Source organism: Pseudoalteromonas 'SMAR' (assembly GCF_048515945.1).
Classification (GTDB): Bacteria; Pseudomonadota; Gammaproteobacteria; order Enterobacterales; family Alteromonadaceae; genus Pseudoalteromonas.
Map to the genome: position 1 here is coordinate 26,480 of NZ_JBLWMW010000024.1, position 15,551 is coordinate 42,030.

Sequence of the window (15,551 nt, forward strand, 5' to 3'; positions counted from 1 at the left end):
GTTTATGTGAATACCAGTCGTTTTAAGTTAGCTCTAACGGTCAACCAAGATGTCAGTTAGACAAAAGTATTAATTCGGTTTTAGGCTATGCTATCCCTTAACTCGCCGTGAGTTTATGGATTGTAATTATTTTTTTCTATTTTATTTATTGCAATTCAGTTTAAATTCAGTAACTCTATTAACATATTCAAGGAAGAATAAGTCAGTTTGTACACTTTTACTTTCTTGCCTTATTTTATTTACATGGAGTTACCTTATGAAAAAATCACTAATCTCTGCTCTTGTTTTTGCCCCACTTTTTGCCGGTTGTGTATCAACCAGTGACACAAACACATCTGCTAACCTAGATCGAAATGCCGCTGTTGCAGAACTTACTACCCGTATGGATACTCTTGGTTATCAACACCCCGTGGATGTTGTACCTGGTATTAATGAGTTTTTAAATGCAGCAGCTATTGTGCTTGAACGCCAATACAAGGTGATTGGCCAATACCGTACCCAAACTGATCATTACCGTGATGTACAAGCTTTTTTATATAGCCATCAAAACTCAACACCTGAACAGTTAGAGGCGGCTATTATTGAGTTTGATAAGGGTGCACAAAGTAAAGAACAAGAGATTGGTTACAAAATTGCCGCATACAATCTGGCAAATGAAAGCATTTATGAGCAAAACGTTGAACTGGCAACGGATCTTGCAATTGAAGTTGCTAAATCAGCGTATATTTTGTCTCAGTACAAAAATGAAGTAGCCACTGCAGTAACAATGAGTGCAGGAAGCAGCTTAATGTCGATGTTTTCTGAAAAAGAAGAGCAAGCTGAAGATCCACAAGACATTGGTACAGCTTTACTTAAAGCAAAAGATCAACTGTCCTTAGCCCTAGAGGCCAACGAACTCATAGAGCTAGAGCAAGCCACCATTACAGCGATTAACGAATTGCAGTTAGAGCAAGAAGCGAAAGGCTAATGAAATTTAGCATTTTTGCTATTTTACTGGTACTTGCTTTTAACTGCTCTGCTCAAAATTGGCCTAATTGGGTGACACAACCGCAACTAAGTAATGATTATATTACGGCTGTTGGTATTGGCGAAAGCCGCTTAGCTGCAAAGCAAGCGGCTATAACCGAGATTACAAATCAATTAAGTATCAATGTCTCTTCTACACAAGTCCAAAAACTTGTAAAAGAGAATAACCGAGTAGAAAGTTACTTTGAGCAAGAAACAGCATTAACTAGCTTACCTTTTACATTGACGGGCTTGGTGGAACTTAAGTCGATGGAACTTAATGACCTTTTTGCTTTGCAAGTTGGTGTTAAGAAAGTGGCTTTAGTGAAAACCCTCCAAGATGACTTGGCCGCGCTTTCTCGACTGTCAGCACCACAAAGTGATGCTGAGCAGCGCTTTCTTTGGGCTCTGCAGAATAGTGGCCGGCTTGAGGTTGCAGCTAAAAAGTTGGCAGTTTTAGAACACCTTTCTAACGCAGACTCACCGTTTAGACCAAGGTTAAATAATTTACTAGATGAGCGGTCTCGGGCTTTTCAAGCGATAAGCTGTAAAGTCGTTGGGGCAAATAACATAAGCACAATTAAATCGGCATTACACTCTGCTCTTCCTCAAAGTGGCAGCATTGAGTTATGGATGCGTCCACAAGTTCAGTGGCATTATGCTCAGTCTAATCAAAACCACTTTGTTAGAGCAAAGCTAACCCTCGCCCTCACTCGCAGCCAAAGTCCTTTTAAAGTGTTATTGCAACATGACTTATTGGCGGAGGAGAGTGATAGCTCACAACACAAAGCAAAACAAAAAGTAATTAATAATTTAGTACAACAGCTAAAAGCGCCAGCTAGTGATTGGTTGTTTGATATTAAGGACTAAAAATGAAACTAATCAAAAATACAGTATTATCAGCACTAACCTTCTCCATGTTGGTAGGTTGTAACACTTCCCCGCAAAAAGGGAGCTCCACACAATTAGGTAAAGTCAGTAATAAAGCGTCAAATGCCGTTATAGCAAAAAGTGCCTATGCGTTTAGTGATGCTGATATAACCATGCCAGCTTACTTTGACACCCAAGGCTTAGAGCGTTGTACTTTTGATGTCAATAATGAATCACAAAGTTGTCCTCTAAAGAAACCCATAGTCCGGATGTATTTTGATTTAGCAAGTGTCAGCGGTAATGGTATTGGTGTTGATGCAATGCGTGAGTTTGATAACAAAAACTTGTTACTTATGCTGGAAAATCAGTTCGCAGGTATTAACCGCTTTAGAATCATCACCCGAGATGACAATACTATCTCCGAAGAGCAACAAATTTTTCTAGAACAACAAGGGGCTAAAGCAGCAGCTAAACGAGCTGAAGTGAAAGCCTTAATGCCTGATTTTATCGTTAAAATAGATTCATTGAGAACCTTAAAAACAGAAGGTGCTATTACAGATTGGGCTGACTACACCCTCGAGCTGACGACAGGTGTTATTAACCCACAGACTCGAGAAAAGCTATCTTACCCTAACCTTGGTAAAATTAGAGTTAAATCAGAGGATGTTCGCGACCGTTCTGAGCTTAAGTTTACCACGGTCAGTGGCCGATATGCTGCAGGGTTTCGTTATGATCAAAGTGCCCACGTAAATGCCGTTCTAAGTGATATGGGCTCCCGCGGCATTGATATTTTGCTTACCCGTATGTTGACTGAAATGCCAGCTACTGCACAGGTGTTAGGTATTAAAGGAAATAAAATAAGCCTTGATAGAGGGCAAAATGCTGGCATTTTACCTAATGAAACCATGATTATTTTTAGTTATGAAGCCGGATTCGTAGAGCCATTAGGTGTCGCCAATGTCAACCCTTCTCGCAGTAGTGCCAATGGTGAAATTATTCGCTGGAAAGACTCCAGTAGCGCCGCTGCTGTTAAAAGTAAAGCTATAAATAGCATTTACAGACCAGCCAACGGAGTAAAGATATTTGCGGTTTCGGTTGGCACTCCTGCGGACTTTTTGGAGAATCGTACATGATAAGCAGGCTTGCCTTATTGGCACTTTGTTCATTGAGCGCGCAAGCGCAAGTGGATGTGCTTGCTGACGGAACATTGCAAACTCAGGCCTGTGCATATGGCCGTGGAAGTAACGCAGTATCCTATGCAAAGACAAAAGCCAGTGCTGCTCTTATCAAATTTATTAAAGGTAACAAAAGCCTGACCTTGCAAACTGCACAGCAACATGTATCAACTAGTTTAAATGATGAGGCAGCCTCTTTATATGAGCAGCAACGCACTTCTATGATAGAGGGCTTAGATGCGGGAGCAGTACCATTGAGTCATTCATCCCCTATTATCAGTGGTAATGACACTTGCGTAACCGTCAGCCTTAATCCCCAGAACCTTGGAGAGTCACAACCGCAAGATTGGCAACAAGCAGTCCAAGATATTAGCGTTACGGTTATTGGTCAAGGCTGGGATAAAGCAGGTAAGACTGCCTTAGCTGTTGCCGAGCAAGACGCTCTTCAACGTGCAGTCTCACAAGTTGTTGGTGTATGGCTTACTCAACAGCATACACAATCATCAAGCTCAAGTATGAATATTACCGATGGCTTAGAATCAACCAATATGCAAGAGCTTATCAGCGAGCATTTATCCAGCCACAGCGAAGGTTTAGTCAAAGAATGGCAAACGCTGCAAAGCAAAGCATTAGATAACGGTGGTGTAGAAGTAACCATAATGGCAGTCGTCGAAAAGACGCCTTTGATTCAAAAAGCATCGAAATTACTTAGCATGATTGGCTCCCCAAGGGTAAAAGTTATTGCCCCTACTCCCTTACAAGCAGAGCTCAAGCTTTGGTTAAATCAGCAAGGAATTGAAGTAGGCAAAGCAGCCAGTTTAGTGATCAATGCAAAGTCTGATTTAATTAAGCGTGACGACAATATGCAGCTTTCTTTGAGTGTCAATGTTCGCGATTTAGCTGGAAACGTTTATGGTCAATGGCGTAACGACCCTTCACTACTCTCTCTGCCCATTGCCAATAACGTAGAGAAAGATTTAATGTCAGTGCATTTAGCCAGTGAGTCACAGTCAAAAGCACTGCACTCAAACCTCAGAAATGCATTTGCGCAAGTTGTTTCTATGGGAGGACTTGCACGTCAAGTGCTTATACCTAGCAATGTGCTTACCCAACCAGAAAAGCTGCATGACCTGATAAGTACTTTGGCAGGTGTGAGTGATGTGTCTATACATAAACAGCAAAACAATGTCGTCGCAAGCTTACGGTTTAAGGGGAACGTCGGTGAGCTCGCACACATTCTTGATCAGGCTTTAGTAACAGTAACGGCTGACAACCTTTCAAAAATTACAATAGAAGATGAGTTTACACTCAGCTACAAATAAGGATAGATGATGAAATTTAACGTATTAACATTAGCAATGGTTTTAACTATGCCTGCCATTGCAGCTGAAGAATTTAGCTTAACAGATATGATCCCAGCGCGACCGGGTTCCAGCGTAGCTAATGCAGAACAAGCTAAATTAACAGGAGATGTGGTTGTTGCTAAAGATAGTAATGTTGGCGTTGCGGTTGCTCACCAAGCACTGATCGATGATGATGAAGATGGTATTAAAATGATTCAGGTGGGCAGTGGTACTGGTATCTTATCAATTGGTAGCGCCAGCTATAACACCTACAACAATATCAATGCGACATTACTATCAAAGCGCGGAGCATATAACCAAGCCTACTTAATTGCTAAAAAGCAACTGATAGAAAATATGAAAGGCGTAGATCATACCTGTGACAATTTGGTCAATGCATCAATGGATGTCATTGATACTGGCGCCGAGGGAGTTGCCAATGAAAAGACCAGTATGATGGAGGCATGTAAAGAGTCTGTCTCAGGCTCACTAGCAGGCTTTGTCACATATGATGTTTATGACAATAACGATGAAAAATCAGTTCGTGTTAGCTTAATTTCTACTCCTAAAACTCGCTCGCAAATTCAAGTCAACCGCGGTGCTGTGGCAGTCACTAGCGAACCCAATGCCATTTTTCAACAAGTAATCAGTGATGTGAAGTCTGGTGTACTGCCTCCTGTTGGCGCAAAAGTACTAACCCATGCTGATAGCGGAGAAATCATCGTCTTGGGGTATGGCTCAGCAATCATTCGCAACAATAAAAATAGTAAAGTAGCACGTAAATTAAAAAGTGTGGCTAAATCTCAGTCTCAAACACGTGCACGTTCAGCACTGTTAGCAACAATGCAAGGCGAAAAGGTTTATTGGCAAGGTAGCTTTGACGAAAAGCAAATGGAAGGCTCGCAACAGTTTGAATACGATGATCCTAACTTAAATGATCCACAACAAGTAAAAGTACTCGAAGAAGATCGCAATATATTTTTAAACCAATTAAAAACTTCCGATGAGTACAGCACTCTTACTAAAGGCAAATTACCACAAGGTGTAAGTGTTAAGAGCTTTGCCAGTGATGATGGTTTATGGCAGTACAGTGTCGCAGTTTATGCACCAAGCTTAGAGGCCGCGGCTCGACAAGCTGCAAATGAAATGTCAGGTGTTCAAAGTAGTACCATCAATGGCATGAACCGCTTTGGAAGAAAGATACGAGCAGTGGGTGGCCTAAATGAAAAAGCGGCTAACCCAAAAGGGGCATCGGGTAAAGTAGCAAGCGAAGAGGAGCTTTAATGCTAGCACCCATTGTAAGCCTTGCATTGGTGGCTATGGCCACCTTTGATTCAGAGCAAACTCTTAAGGAGCAGAGTGGCTTTTTTATAAGTCAGGTCAATGGCGAATATGCAAGGGTGATGGCAACAAAACCTAATGCCAAACATGCACTTGAAAAAGCATGCCGACATGCGCTGACATTACCATATCGAAATCAAGTTAGAGAAGATTTAGCCAAACAACTGAGTATTAAACTACCTGAAAAGGTTAGTTTTATTCAGGCAACCATCTCTGATTACCAGCAAGAAAAGCAAGATCAATGGTTAACCTGTACCGGCAAAGTTGTAACTGCTGATGACGACACAAACCTAGCAGGGTTAGCACTTAGGGCTGCTTGGAAAGTAAGTAGCGAAGAAAGTAAGCTAAGTTTAAGACCTTTGCTTAGAGTAGCAATGAACCACCATTCCTCAACATCTGATGCGGTAGCCCTGATTGCACAGCAGTCACCAAAAAACGAGCGCTTACCTTACCTTGATAAATACTTAATTGCCAGTGAGCTACAATTAGACCAAGCAAAGGCTGCTGTGGCTCAAATATGGTTTAACAACCAACGTTTTCAACAAACAATGGAACTCGCGCAAAGGTGCGAAAGCATTGCTTGCAGAAAGTTGTTTTTAGCTGCTCAGACTGAGTATGAGCAACGAACCGCAGATGATTTAAGTAGTTACTTTTAATTCTTGTTTCGCTGTCAGCGATACTTGATTTTTAAACTGTACCAAAGAGCTTAACACACACTTGGTGAGCAGCAGGTTATAAAACCCGCCATTCGATTTTTATCACGCCTGCTAAGTGTAAGATAACTTTCAATCTGCGGTGGTCAAAAGAACGAAATTAAATGGAAATTAACGATGCATATAAACGCAAAGTATTTGGGCATAATTTGTTGTATCTACTTAAATGTAGTAAACGCCGCCACAGAAAATGACAAGGATGAATTTGCCGCATTTTTAAAACAACAACAAAGTGAATTCAATCAATTCGAACAACAACAAAACCAAGAGTTTGATGCCTTTGTAAACGCATGGCGTGAGGCGCAGAGCAACTTTCTTAAAAAAGTGAATAAAAAATGGCAAGACCCGAGTTTACCAAGCTCCAAAGTATGGGTGGAATATAGTGAAGATTTAAATGCGCGCACCAGTGTAAACTTTGAACAAGGTGAGGTTATTATTGAGCTCTTAAACAGCAATAATAATGAGCAAGCAGTGAAGTATGCCAATCAGCAATTAACGGCATTATCGCAAACTTCGGTAGCACAAACGTTGGCAAAGGATCCAATATACACAGCGGCAAGTGACATTATAAACCGTAACTCCAAATTATCCTCAAATGCATCTCAAGGTGAGCCCTCTCCTTTACATACAAGTAAGCCAAGCAAAGCTGAAGCAACGACTGAGGAAGCGGTTTTATCGGTTGATACAGTTCAAGAAACGCTCGCTTCAACTACTCCAGTTATAACTAAACAAAAAGATCGAGTAAAAGTGAGCTATAAGCTTCCTGCTAATAATTTATCAAAGCGAGCCAAAAAATATCTACCTGAAGTATATACTCAGGCGGCTCGTTACAAGCTAGATCCAGCGCTCTTGCTTGCTATTATTCATACAGAATCTAGTTTTAATCCATTAGCTCGTTCCCCAATCCCTGCTTTTGGTTTAATGCAAATAGTGCCGACATCAGCAGGTAAAGATGTGAGTAACTATTTACAAGGAAAGCCATTGTTATTGAGCCCAGAATATCTTTTTCAGGCTGCGAATAATGTTGAAGCAGGAAGCACATATATTCACCTACTGACGAGTCGCTATTTTAAAAATATTCGCAACCCTCAGTCTCGGCTATTTTTAAGTATTGCCGCTTATAACACAGGCCCTGGCAATGTTGCCAAAACGCTCAGTGGCTCTAAGTCTCTCAACCAGGCAAGTATTGCAGCTAATAGTATATCAGCAGAGGGAATATATCAGTTAATGCTCAATAAATTACCCGCACAAGAAACCCGTAGTTATGTAAAAAAAGTGGTAAAACGCACCGCTTACTACCAAGAACAATTGCAAGGACTTTAATAATGAAAAAATTATTACCTATTATCGCCGCGCTGACATTAAGTGCATGCTCAAGCACTGAAAAAAGTCAATCAGAGCCATTAGCAAAAGATGACTCAGTACCAAGCTGGGTGTTACTACCAGTTTCAGACAACGGGTTGGCCTCTTCATCATGTGTACCATGGTCTGGAAATATGTCTATTGATAGAGCGCAAGCACTTGCGGCTGCAAGAGCAGACTTAGCACAACAAATTCAGATAAAAGCTAGCGTAATGGATAAACTGTACCTGCGAAAAACGCAAAGTAATACTGAGTTCAACTCCGGTGGTACATTTGAACAAGTCAGCAAGCAAGTTGCTCAACAAAGCTTAGTCGGTGCGATCCCGCAAGAGGTTGCTTTTGCAAAGTTAGATGGTGCAAAACAACTATGTACCTTTGTTGTTATGACCAACACCAAGGAAACCTTCAGTAACCTTATCGAACAGTCAGGAAAACGTTTAGACCCAAGTTCACGCGCTGCACTCTATGAAGAGTTTAAGACGCAAAAAGCAGTTAAAGAGCTTGAACAAGAGTTAGAAAAGCTGAGTAATTAACATTGTTGCTAATTTCAACTTAACGCTAAACATAAGAAATAAAAAAAGCCACGCGATTGCGTGGCTTTGGAGCATTGCATGGGTGTATTATCAAATGGCTCGCATTTGATGTTGCAATGATTCTTTCCGTTTTAGTTAAGCAGCTTGCTCGTCTTCTTGTCCTGAGCGGATCAAGTGGTCAAAAGCACCTAGGCTTGCCGTTGCACCTGCCCCCATGGCAATAATAATTTGCTTAAATGGTGTGGTGGTGGCATCTCCGGCGGCAAACACGCCTGGAACATTGGTGGCGCCTTTGTCATCAATTTCTATTTCACCAAAGCGGTTTAATGCCACAGCGCTTTCTTTTAACCACTCTGTGTTTGGTACTAAGCCAATTTGAACAAAAATGCCAGCAAGCGTTAGTGACTTTGCCTCACCTGTCACACGGTCAGTGTAATTAAGGCCGGTGACTTTATTGCCATCCCCTACCACTTCTGTGGTTTGGGCATTTTTGATGATCGTCACATTAGCAAGGCTCTTGGCCTTTTTGATTAACACCTCATCGGCTCTTAAGCTATCAGCGAACTCTAATACCGTAACGTGCTCAACAATATTCGCTAAGTCTATGGCAGCTTCAATTCCTGAGTTACCACCGCCAATCACGGCAACTGGCTTGCCTTTAAATAACGGGCCATCGCAATGCGGGCAATAAGCAACGCCACGACCTTTGTATTCGGCCTCGCCAGGCACATTCATGCTTCTCCAGCGAGCACCGGTAGCTAACACCACTGATTTGGCTTTGAGTACCGCACCATTTTCGAGCGTAATGTCTAGGGTGTCCCCTTTAGTAATGCCGGCGGCACGCTGGTTTTTCATCACATCGACTTGGTATTCGTTAACATGCTCTTCAAGCTGAGCAACAAGCTTTGGCCCTTCGGTTTTCTGCACTGAAATAAAGTTTTCAATTCCCAGTGTATCGGCTACTTGGCCACCAAAACGCTCAGCAACTACTCCAGTATTTAAGCCCTTACGAGCGGAATAGATTGCCGCCGAAGCACCTGCTGGGCCACCACCTACAACCAGAACATCAAAGATGTCTTTGTCATTAAGTTTGGCCGCTTGCTTTTCTCCTGCCTTGCTGTCGAGCTTTAATAAGATGTCCGCCAATGTTACTGCGCCTTGACTGAACTGCTCGCCATTAAGATAAACCGTAGGCACAGCCATGATATTGCGCTCATCCACTTCTTGCTGGAACAAAGCACCATCAATCATAGTGGCTTTGACATTGGGGTTAAGCGCCGCCATGAGGTTTAGCGCCTGCACCACTTGCGGGCAAGTTTGGCAACTTAATGATATATAAACCTCGAAATTAAGCGGCCTATCAATAGTGGCAATTTGCTCAAGCTCATCGGCACTGGCCTTGGTTTCATGACCGCCTGAGTGCAATAGTGCCAACACTAGACTGGTGAACTCATGCCCCATAGGCACACCGGCAAAGGTGATCTCACTTCCAGACTGCACACCTTTTACCACCATTTGTGGAATGCGTTCAGCCCCCTCGGCTTTAGTTACGGTAATTTTTTCACTTAGCGTTGCTAAGTCTTCAGCCAAGCTTTTTAGCTCTTGCGATTTTTTACTGTCATCAACAGCTATGCTCAGTTCAATCGGGTGTTGTAGAGAGCTAAAATGGCTTTGTAATTGAGTTTTAATTTGATTGTCTAACATGTCGGGAAACCCTCTAAGTAAAAATTCGCAAAAACTAAGTAAAGAAATGTGGAGCGCGCGAGGCGCTCCGTTTGGCTATTTAGATTTTGCCAACTAGGTCTAATGAAGGTGCTAATGTTTCTTCACCAGGCTGCCAAGATGCTGGGCAAACTTCGCCATCGTGCTGAGCGATGTATTGTGCCGCCTGCACTTTACGAACCAGCTCTTTGGCGCTACGACCGATGCCTAAGTCGTGGGTTTCAACTACTTTGATTTCACCTTCTGGGTTAATTACAAAAGTACCACGTAATGCTAGGCCTTCTTCTTCAATCATCACACCAAAGTTGCGAGTGATTTTGCCAGTTGGGTCGCCAATCATTGGGAACTGGATTTTCTTAATGGTTTCAGAGGCATCGTGCCATGCTTTGTGCGTGAAGTGGGTGTCTGTTGAAACTGAGTACACTTCAACGCCCATTTCTTGAAGCTGTGCATAGTAGTCTGCAAGGTCACCTAGCTCAGTTGGGCAAACAAACGTGAAGTCTGCTGGATAAAAGAATACGATTGACCATTTACCAAGTAGGCTTTTTTCTGATACATCAATAAAATCACCATTGTGATACGCGGTTGCATTGAATGGTTTGATTGTTGTGTTAATTAATGAATTGCTCATTGTTTTCCTCACTATGGTTTAGTTTGAATTAAGTTAGCGAGTCATCTCGCCTTGGCTTGATTATTAAGATAAGGAATACTGAGCTTTAAATAAAACAGATTGTTTGGATTGTAGTAATCGAAAAAACTGATTACCTAACTTTGTCATGGGAAATAAGTGATCACAGAAGTCCCCTTTGCGGTATAAATGCCTAACAGATAAGGTATGATCACCTTGCAATTTAACTGCTGAGAGAATTTATGCACCCCTACTTCAATCATATTCAATTGGGATACCTAGGTTTTTTACCTTTTTTAGCCTGTATCGCTGGCACCCTGATGCTCGGTGCCACCAGTGAAATCCTCAATGCTTTTGTGTTTTACAGTTTAGGCATTTTAGCCTTTATGGCTGGCAGTTTGTGGCGCGCAGGCGAGCAAAGTCAAAGCCATGCCATCTTAGCCGTATTAGTGGTTATCCCCTACCCATTGATCAGCGCGCTGGCGCCACAGTGGCTCTTAGCTTACTTAGCAGTGACTTACTGGGTTGTGTATGGCATCGAGCGCGCCATGCCGCGCTGGCAAGACTACCATAAAGATTATTGTAAAATGCGCACAGTATTAACCTCGCTGGTGTTTGTAAGTCACCTATTTATGATTTCGCAAGCATTAGAATTAACATAATAAGTGCTTACTACTAGTGAAACGTTTACTGAATGCCTTGGCTTAGCTATACCTAAGGGTACCTAGCCACGATTTTCGTCGACCTCGATGCCATGAAATATTACTTTCCGCTGTTGCTTATTTGGCTTATTGTTGCCGCCCTGCTATGGCTGCAGTGGTCCATTGGGGTCGGACATTTTGAAAGTTATGAAGAAGTCATCTGGCTAGGTTTAGCACTTACTCTGCTTCGGATCATGCTCTACACCATAAGTAACCGCTTGATAAAAATCGCCATTGCCATCTACGCAGCGGGGCTCGCCTTGGATGTTGCGGAAGATTTCTATGCAGGCCAAACCATCGCTTTATTATTGTTAGATACTTCTCTGAAAAACATTGGTTTTCTGCTGCTCAGTTACTGTCTTTTTGGGCTCTTTAAAAAACAAAAGCAAATTAACCAAGAGTTACAACAAGAGATTGTCAAACGCGAAAAACTTGAAGCAAAGATGCACTATGAAGCCAACCATGATGCCATGACCGGTGTTGGCAGTCGTAAGTCTTGCTTTGAACATTTGCGCGACCACAGCTTCGACAATCAGTGGTTGCTGTATTTGGATCTCGATAACTTTAAACAAGTGAACGACACTCATGGCCACCACGTAGGCGATCGGGTATTAGTGCAATTTTGCGACAATATGCGGGCATTTTTTGGTGATAAGCAAGGCTTTCGGATTGGCGGTGATGAATTTATCGCTTTTGCCGATGGCGCTCGCCCCGAATTAGATGATGTAAGAGCGGCACTGATAAAGGGATTAGAAGATTACGACATCAATGTCAGTGTGGGTATTGTCAAAGTGGAGCCCGGCCAGCCGCCTGATTTAATCATCCATGCGGCAGATGAAAAAATGTACCGTGACAAAAGCGCTAAAAATGTCCGCTCCAGCATTCGCAACCCTTCTGACTGAAATAAAAAACATCTGGTTCAACTAAAAAGTAATACGTTGGTATGGTAGAGATAATCAAACATTGCTAAGATTCAGTTAATATCCAGTTAGTAGGAACAATCCGGTGTTTGCAAAACTCTTCTCAAATAATGAATCAGAACAAGCGCTTGTCGCAGCACAACAAGAAATCCTCCAGCTTCGTCAAGACAATGAACAGTTGGCAGCAGAAAACGAAAGCTTAAAGCAACAAGTTATCGAAGCCCAAAGTGAGCTCAACGACAACACCGACAACCAACTCTTGCAGTGTGCCTTAACAGGGCTCAGTCAAATTCAAGGGATCAGAGAAACCGTACTTGCCAGTTTTATGCACATCGAGCAAGAGAGTCAATCCATAGAGCAAGTTAACCAAGCTTTTGATAAATCAGAAAAAGCCCTAAAGAATATTTTAACCGGCATGGATGGGCTCACCAGCAATATGGATAGAATGACAGAGAACATTTCTGGGTTGTCGGAAATGGCAGACAACATCAACACCTTTGTTACTACCATCTCAAAAATTTCTGACCAAACTAACTTGCTGGCTCTAAACGCCGCTATTGAAGCTGCACGAGCTGGTGAAGCCGGACGTGGCTTCTCTGTAGTAGCAGATGAAGTCAGGGCCTTGGCCAATAACACCAACGAATCGGCCAATGAAGTCTCCGATTTGGTGAAAAAAATCATTGATACCACTCACACCACCGTCGGTGCGGTTGAGGAAATTCAAGCTGCAAACATTAATTTGTCAGACAGCATTGGTCATTTAAATGATGAATATGAAGGGATCACCCGCTCTTGCGATTCGATGAAAAACACCATTTCCAGCTCGACCACGCAAACCTTTTTGCAAACGGTGAAGCTTGATCATGTGGTATGGAAAGGCGATGTCTATAACGTCATTATAGGTAATAGCCACAAAAGCATTGATGACTTTGCCGACCACACGATGTGCCGCTTGGGGCAGTGGTACGGTCAACAAGGTGCACAGCAGTTTGGTAACCATAGCGCCTATAAGCGCCTTGAGTCTCCACATAGAGAAGTACACCGCGCGGGGGTTGAAGCCATGAAACGCTTTCAGGCTGGTGACACCCAAGCTGCAATCAAATTACTGAACCAAATGGAACACGCCAGTTTGGAAGTAATGGAGCTTCTGGACCAACTTGCACATTAAGCTTTTACCATGCTGCTCCCTGTCTACTCGTGTGGGTAAGGCAGCATCATTGCTGTTTCCCACCATCAAAGATGCGCGTTGGTTCATTGCCGGCGCTGTATGTTTAATAGACCATCGCTGTACGCTTAAAGCAAGTCATTAATATCCAGTGCTACCCTGATCTGTACAGGTTTGCTAAAGTAGCCCTTTTTTAGATTGACGAGCATTATGATTGTAGAAAAACAATGGCGTATTCTTACGGTGGGGGATGGCGACTTAAGCTTTTCACTGTCTTTGGCTAAGCACCTTAAACCCACTTATTTATGTGCCAGTGTCTACGACAGTGAAACCACTCTAAAACAAAAATATCGTCACAACGCTTTCGATGCGCTGCGCGCGCTGAATATTAAGGTACTCACAGGTTTTGATGTCACACAACCGAGTAGCTGGCAACAATTAGGCACACAGCGTTTTGATGCCGTTATTTTTCAATTTCCATTACTGCCAGGGTTTGCTTCACACGCAGAATTTCAACAGCAAGCGTTAACCATTAACACCCTAAACCGTCGCTTATTGCGACTGTTTTTACTGAACTCGACTCGCTATGCCCTTGACCCCGATGGCCAGCAGCTGAGCATCATCACTTCTAAAGACGTTAAGCCTTATTTAGAATGGAATATTGAGGGCAGCTTAGCGCAAGACACAACACAACATTACCTGGGCCAATCTGCTTTTGATATTCACCAATTTCCAGAGTACAAAATCCGCAATGTTGACCGTGATAAACACGTTAAAGACACCAGTGGAATTAGCTATTATTGGTCGCCGCTGGCTTTGCATCCGCTGCGCCAACAATTACATCAGCCGCCTTACCTAGAAGAGGGCTTTTGTACTATTTGCCGTGCCGGGCCATTTCTCACGGATAAAGACCGAGAGGCACATTTTGGCGCTAAAAAACATCGCACAATGGCGGCACACGAACAGGCTTGGCAAGACTATTTGCAAGACAAGTCGTCTTTGTGATCACACATCTCACAAGATAACAAGCTGGAAAGTTAGCAAACAAAAAGTAAGCAAATTACTAAATAAAGATTAGCTGCAAAAATAAAAGCATAAAATATACAAAATTCATTGAGCCATGTAATGCTCCCTATTAGACTACGGCCATTGATGCTTTTTGTTACCAGTGATTTGGTTTATTTGGGGTGCTGATGCCATTACTTAATCGCGATTTTATCATCGCAATACTTTGCTTATTGTGTGCCATGGTGACGATCCAATCTGGTGCTTCCATTGCAAAACAGCTCTTTCCTTTTGTCGGGCCAGAGGGCACCACGGCCTATCGACTGGGGTTTTCTGCCTTAATACTCTGCTTAGTATTTAAGCCTTGGCGCAAACTACCGAAAAACTGGCGGCCTTTTATTGTCTACGGTTTGTGTTTAGGTGGCATGAATATCACCTTTTATTACGCCATTGCCCGCATTCCCATCGGCATTGGTGTGGCGTTAGAATTCACCGGTCCTCTGGCTGTGGCGCTCTTTTCATCTAAGCGCAAACGCGACTATTTATGGGTTGCCTTTGCCCTAGCCGGAATTTTGTTACTACTGCCCGACTTAGGTGATGTCAATGGCCTTGATCCGGTGGGTGTCCTGCTAGCGCTCGTCGCTGGGGCATGCTGGGCTGGCTATATTTTATATGGTAAACGTTCTGGTACCGAGGGCTCTGGTGGCACTACGGTGGCCATTGGCATGACGGTGGCAGCCTTGGCGGTAGTGCCCTTTGGTGTCGTTTCACAAGGCAGTGCGTTACTGGATTGGTCACTCATTCCTCTGGGCATCGCCATTGGTTTACTTTCCAGTGCCCTGCCCTACAGTTTAGAAATGGTGGCGCTGCGCAAAATGCCGGCTCAAGGTTTTAGTATTTTAATGAGTGTGGAGCCTGCCATAGCGGCGTTGGCGGGTTTTCTTATTTTGGGCGAACTACTTACGCTGTGGCAGTGGCTGGCCATTTTAATGGTTATTACCGCCTCAGTGGGCAGCTCAGTGTCTAATAAGGCTTAATAATATAAGGCTATAAAGGTTGCCCCAGTGG

At 43.0% G+C, this 15,551-nt stretch carries 15 protein-coding genes; 13 read left to right on the top strand and 2 right to left on the bottom strand.

The features are described 5' to 3' along the window. Positions 1-256 precede the first annotated feature (256 nt). The 8 genes from ACNKW2_RS11400 (at position 257) to ACNKW2_RS11435 (ending at position 8,342) form a co-directional block, all read left to right on the top strand. The gene (locus ACNKW2_RS11400; protein ID WP_419148673.1) at positions 257-967 is read left to right on the top strand and encodes a hypothetical protein; all 711 of its coding nucleotides are present in this window, start codon (positions 257-259) and stop codon (positions 965-967) included. Further along, entirely contained in the window at positions 967-1,875 is a 909-nt protein-coding gene (locus ACNKW2_RS11405; RefSeq protein ID WP_419148674.1) for an LPP20 family lipoprotein, read from the top strand. Before ACNKW2_RS11400 ends, ACNKW2_RS11405 begins: the two co-directional genes overlap by 1 nt. 2 nt (positions 1,876-1,877) lie before the next feature. After that, on the top strand, positions 1,878-3,008 hold the full coding sequence (locus ACNKW2_RS11410; protein ID WP_419148675.1) for a hypothetical protein: 1,131 nt from the start codon (positions 1,878-1,880) through the stop codon (positions 3,006-3,008). Continuing rightward, positions 3,005-4,372 carry a hypothetical protein gene (locus tag ACNKW2_RS11415; protein WP_419148676.1) on the top strand — a complete coding sequence of 456 codons (1,368 nt, stop codon included), beginning with the start codon at positions 3,005-3,007 and terminating at the stop codon, positions 4,370-4,372. The genes ACNKW2_RS11410 and ACNKW2_RS11415 overlap by 4 nt, the downstream gene beginning before the upstream one ends. A gap of 9 nt (positions 4,373-4,381) precedes the next feature. Beyond that, a complete protein-coding gene (locus ACNKW2_RS11420) occupies positions 4,382-5,677 on the top strand; it encodes a hypothetical protein (protein ID WP_419148677.1) in 1,296 nt (431 codons plus the stop codon). Further along, positions 5,677-6,390, top strand: a complete 714-nt coding sequence (locus ACNKW2_RS11425) for a hypothetical protein (protein ID WP_419148678.1) — start codon at positions 5,677-5,679, stop codon at positions 6,388-6,390. Before ACNKW2_RS11420 ends, ACNKW2_RS11425 begins: the two co-directional genes overlap by 1 nt. A 174-nt stretch (positions 6,391-6,564) precedes the next feature. Then, positions 6,565-7,770: a murein transglycosylase domain-containing protein gene (locus tag ACNKW2_RS11430; protein WP_419148679.1), complete on the top strand. Its 1,206-nt coding sequence runs from the start codon at positions 6,565-6,567 to the stop codon at positions 7,768-7,770. Positions 7,771-7,772: 2 nt separating this feature from the next. After that, positions 7,773-8,342, top strand: coding sequence for a hypothetical protein (locus ACNKW2_RS11435; RefSeq protein ID WP_419148680.1), 570 nt, complete (start codon positions 7,773-7,775; stop codon positions 8,340-8,342). A 135-nt stretch (positions 8,343-8,477) separates the two neighbouring features. On the opposite strand, the gene ahpF is transcribed toward ACNKW2_RS11435, so the two are convergent. Then, positions 8,478-10,046, bottom strand: coding sequence for an alkyl hydroperoxide reductase subunit F (gene ahpF / locus ACNKW2_RS11440; RefSeq protein ID WP_419148681.1), 1,569 nt, complete (start codon positions 10,044-10,046; stop codon positions 8,478-8,480). 79 nt (positions 10,047-10,125) lie between these two features. Beyond that, entirely contained in the window at positions 10,126-10,695 is a 570-nt protein-coding gene (ahpC, locus tag ACNKW2_RS11445; protein WP_336565190.1) for an alkyl hydroperoxide reductase subunit C, read from the bottom strand. A gap of 239 nt (positions 10,696-10,934) precedes the next feature. On the opposite strand from ahpC, the gene ACNKW2_RS11450 reads away from it, so the two are divergent. The 5 genes from ACNKW2_RS11450 to ACNKW2_RS11470 all read left to right on the top strand — a co-directional run bounded on the left by ACNKW2_RS11450 (position 10,935) and on the right by ACNKW2_RS11470 (position 15,520). Further along, complete coding sequence (locus ACNKW2_RS11450) at positions 10,935-11,354, top strand: DUF3429 domain-containing protein (protein WP_419148682.1); 420 nt, start codon at positions 10,935-10,937, stop codon at positions 11,352-11,354. 92 nt (positions 11,355-11,446) lie between these two features. Next, the gene (locus tag ACNKW2_RS11455) at positions 11,447-12,295 is read left to right on the top strand and encodes a GGDEF domain-containing protein (RefSeq protein ID WP_419148683.1); all 849 of its coding nucleotides are present in this window, start codon (positions 11,447-11,449) and stop codon (positions 12,293-12,295) included. Positions 12,296-12,398: 103 nt separating this feature from the next. After that, positions 12,399-13,481: a methyl-accepting chemotaxis protein gene (locus ACNKW2_RS11460; RefSeq protein WP_419148684.1), complete on the top strand. Its 1,083-nt coding sequence runs from the start codon at positions 12,399-12,401 to the stop codon at positions 13,479-13,481. Positions 13,482-13,688: 207 nt separating this feature from the next. Continuing rightward, positions 13,689-14,483, top strand: a complete 795-nt coding sequence (locus ACNKW2_RS11465) for a class I SAM-dependent methyltransferase (RefSeq protein ID WP_419148685.1) — start codon at positions 13,689-13,691, stop codon at positions 14,481-14,483. Between the two features lie 188 nt (positions 14,484-14,671). Beyond that, complete coding sequence (locus tag ACNKW2_RS11470; RefSeq protein WP_419148686.1) at positions 14,672-15,520, top strand: EamA family transporter; 849 nt, start codon at positions 14,672-14,674, stop codon at positions 15,518-15,520. The last annotated feature ends 31 nt before the right edge of the window (positions 15,521-15,551 follow it).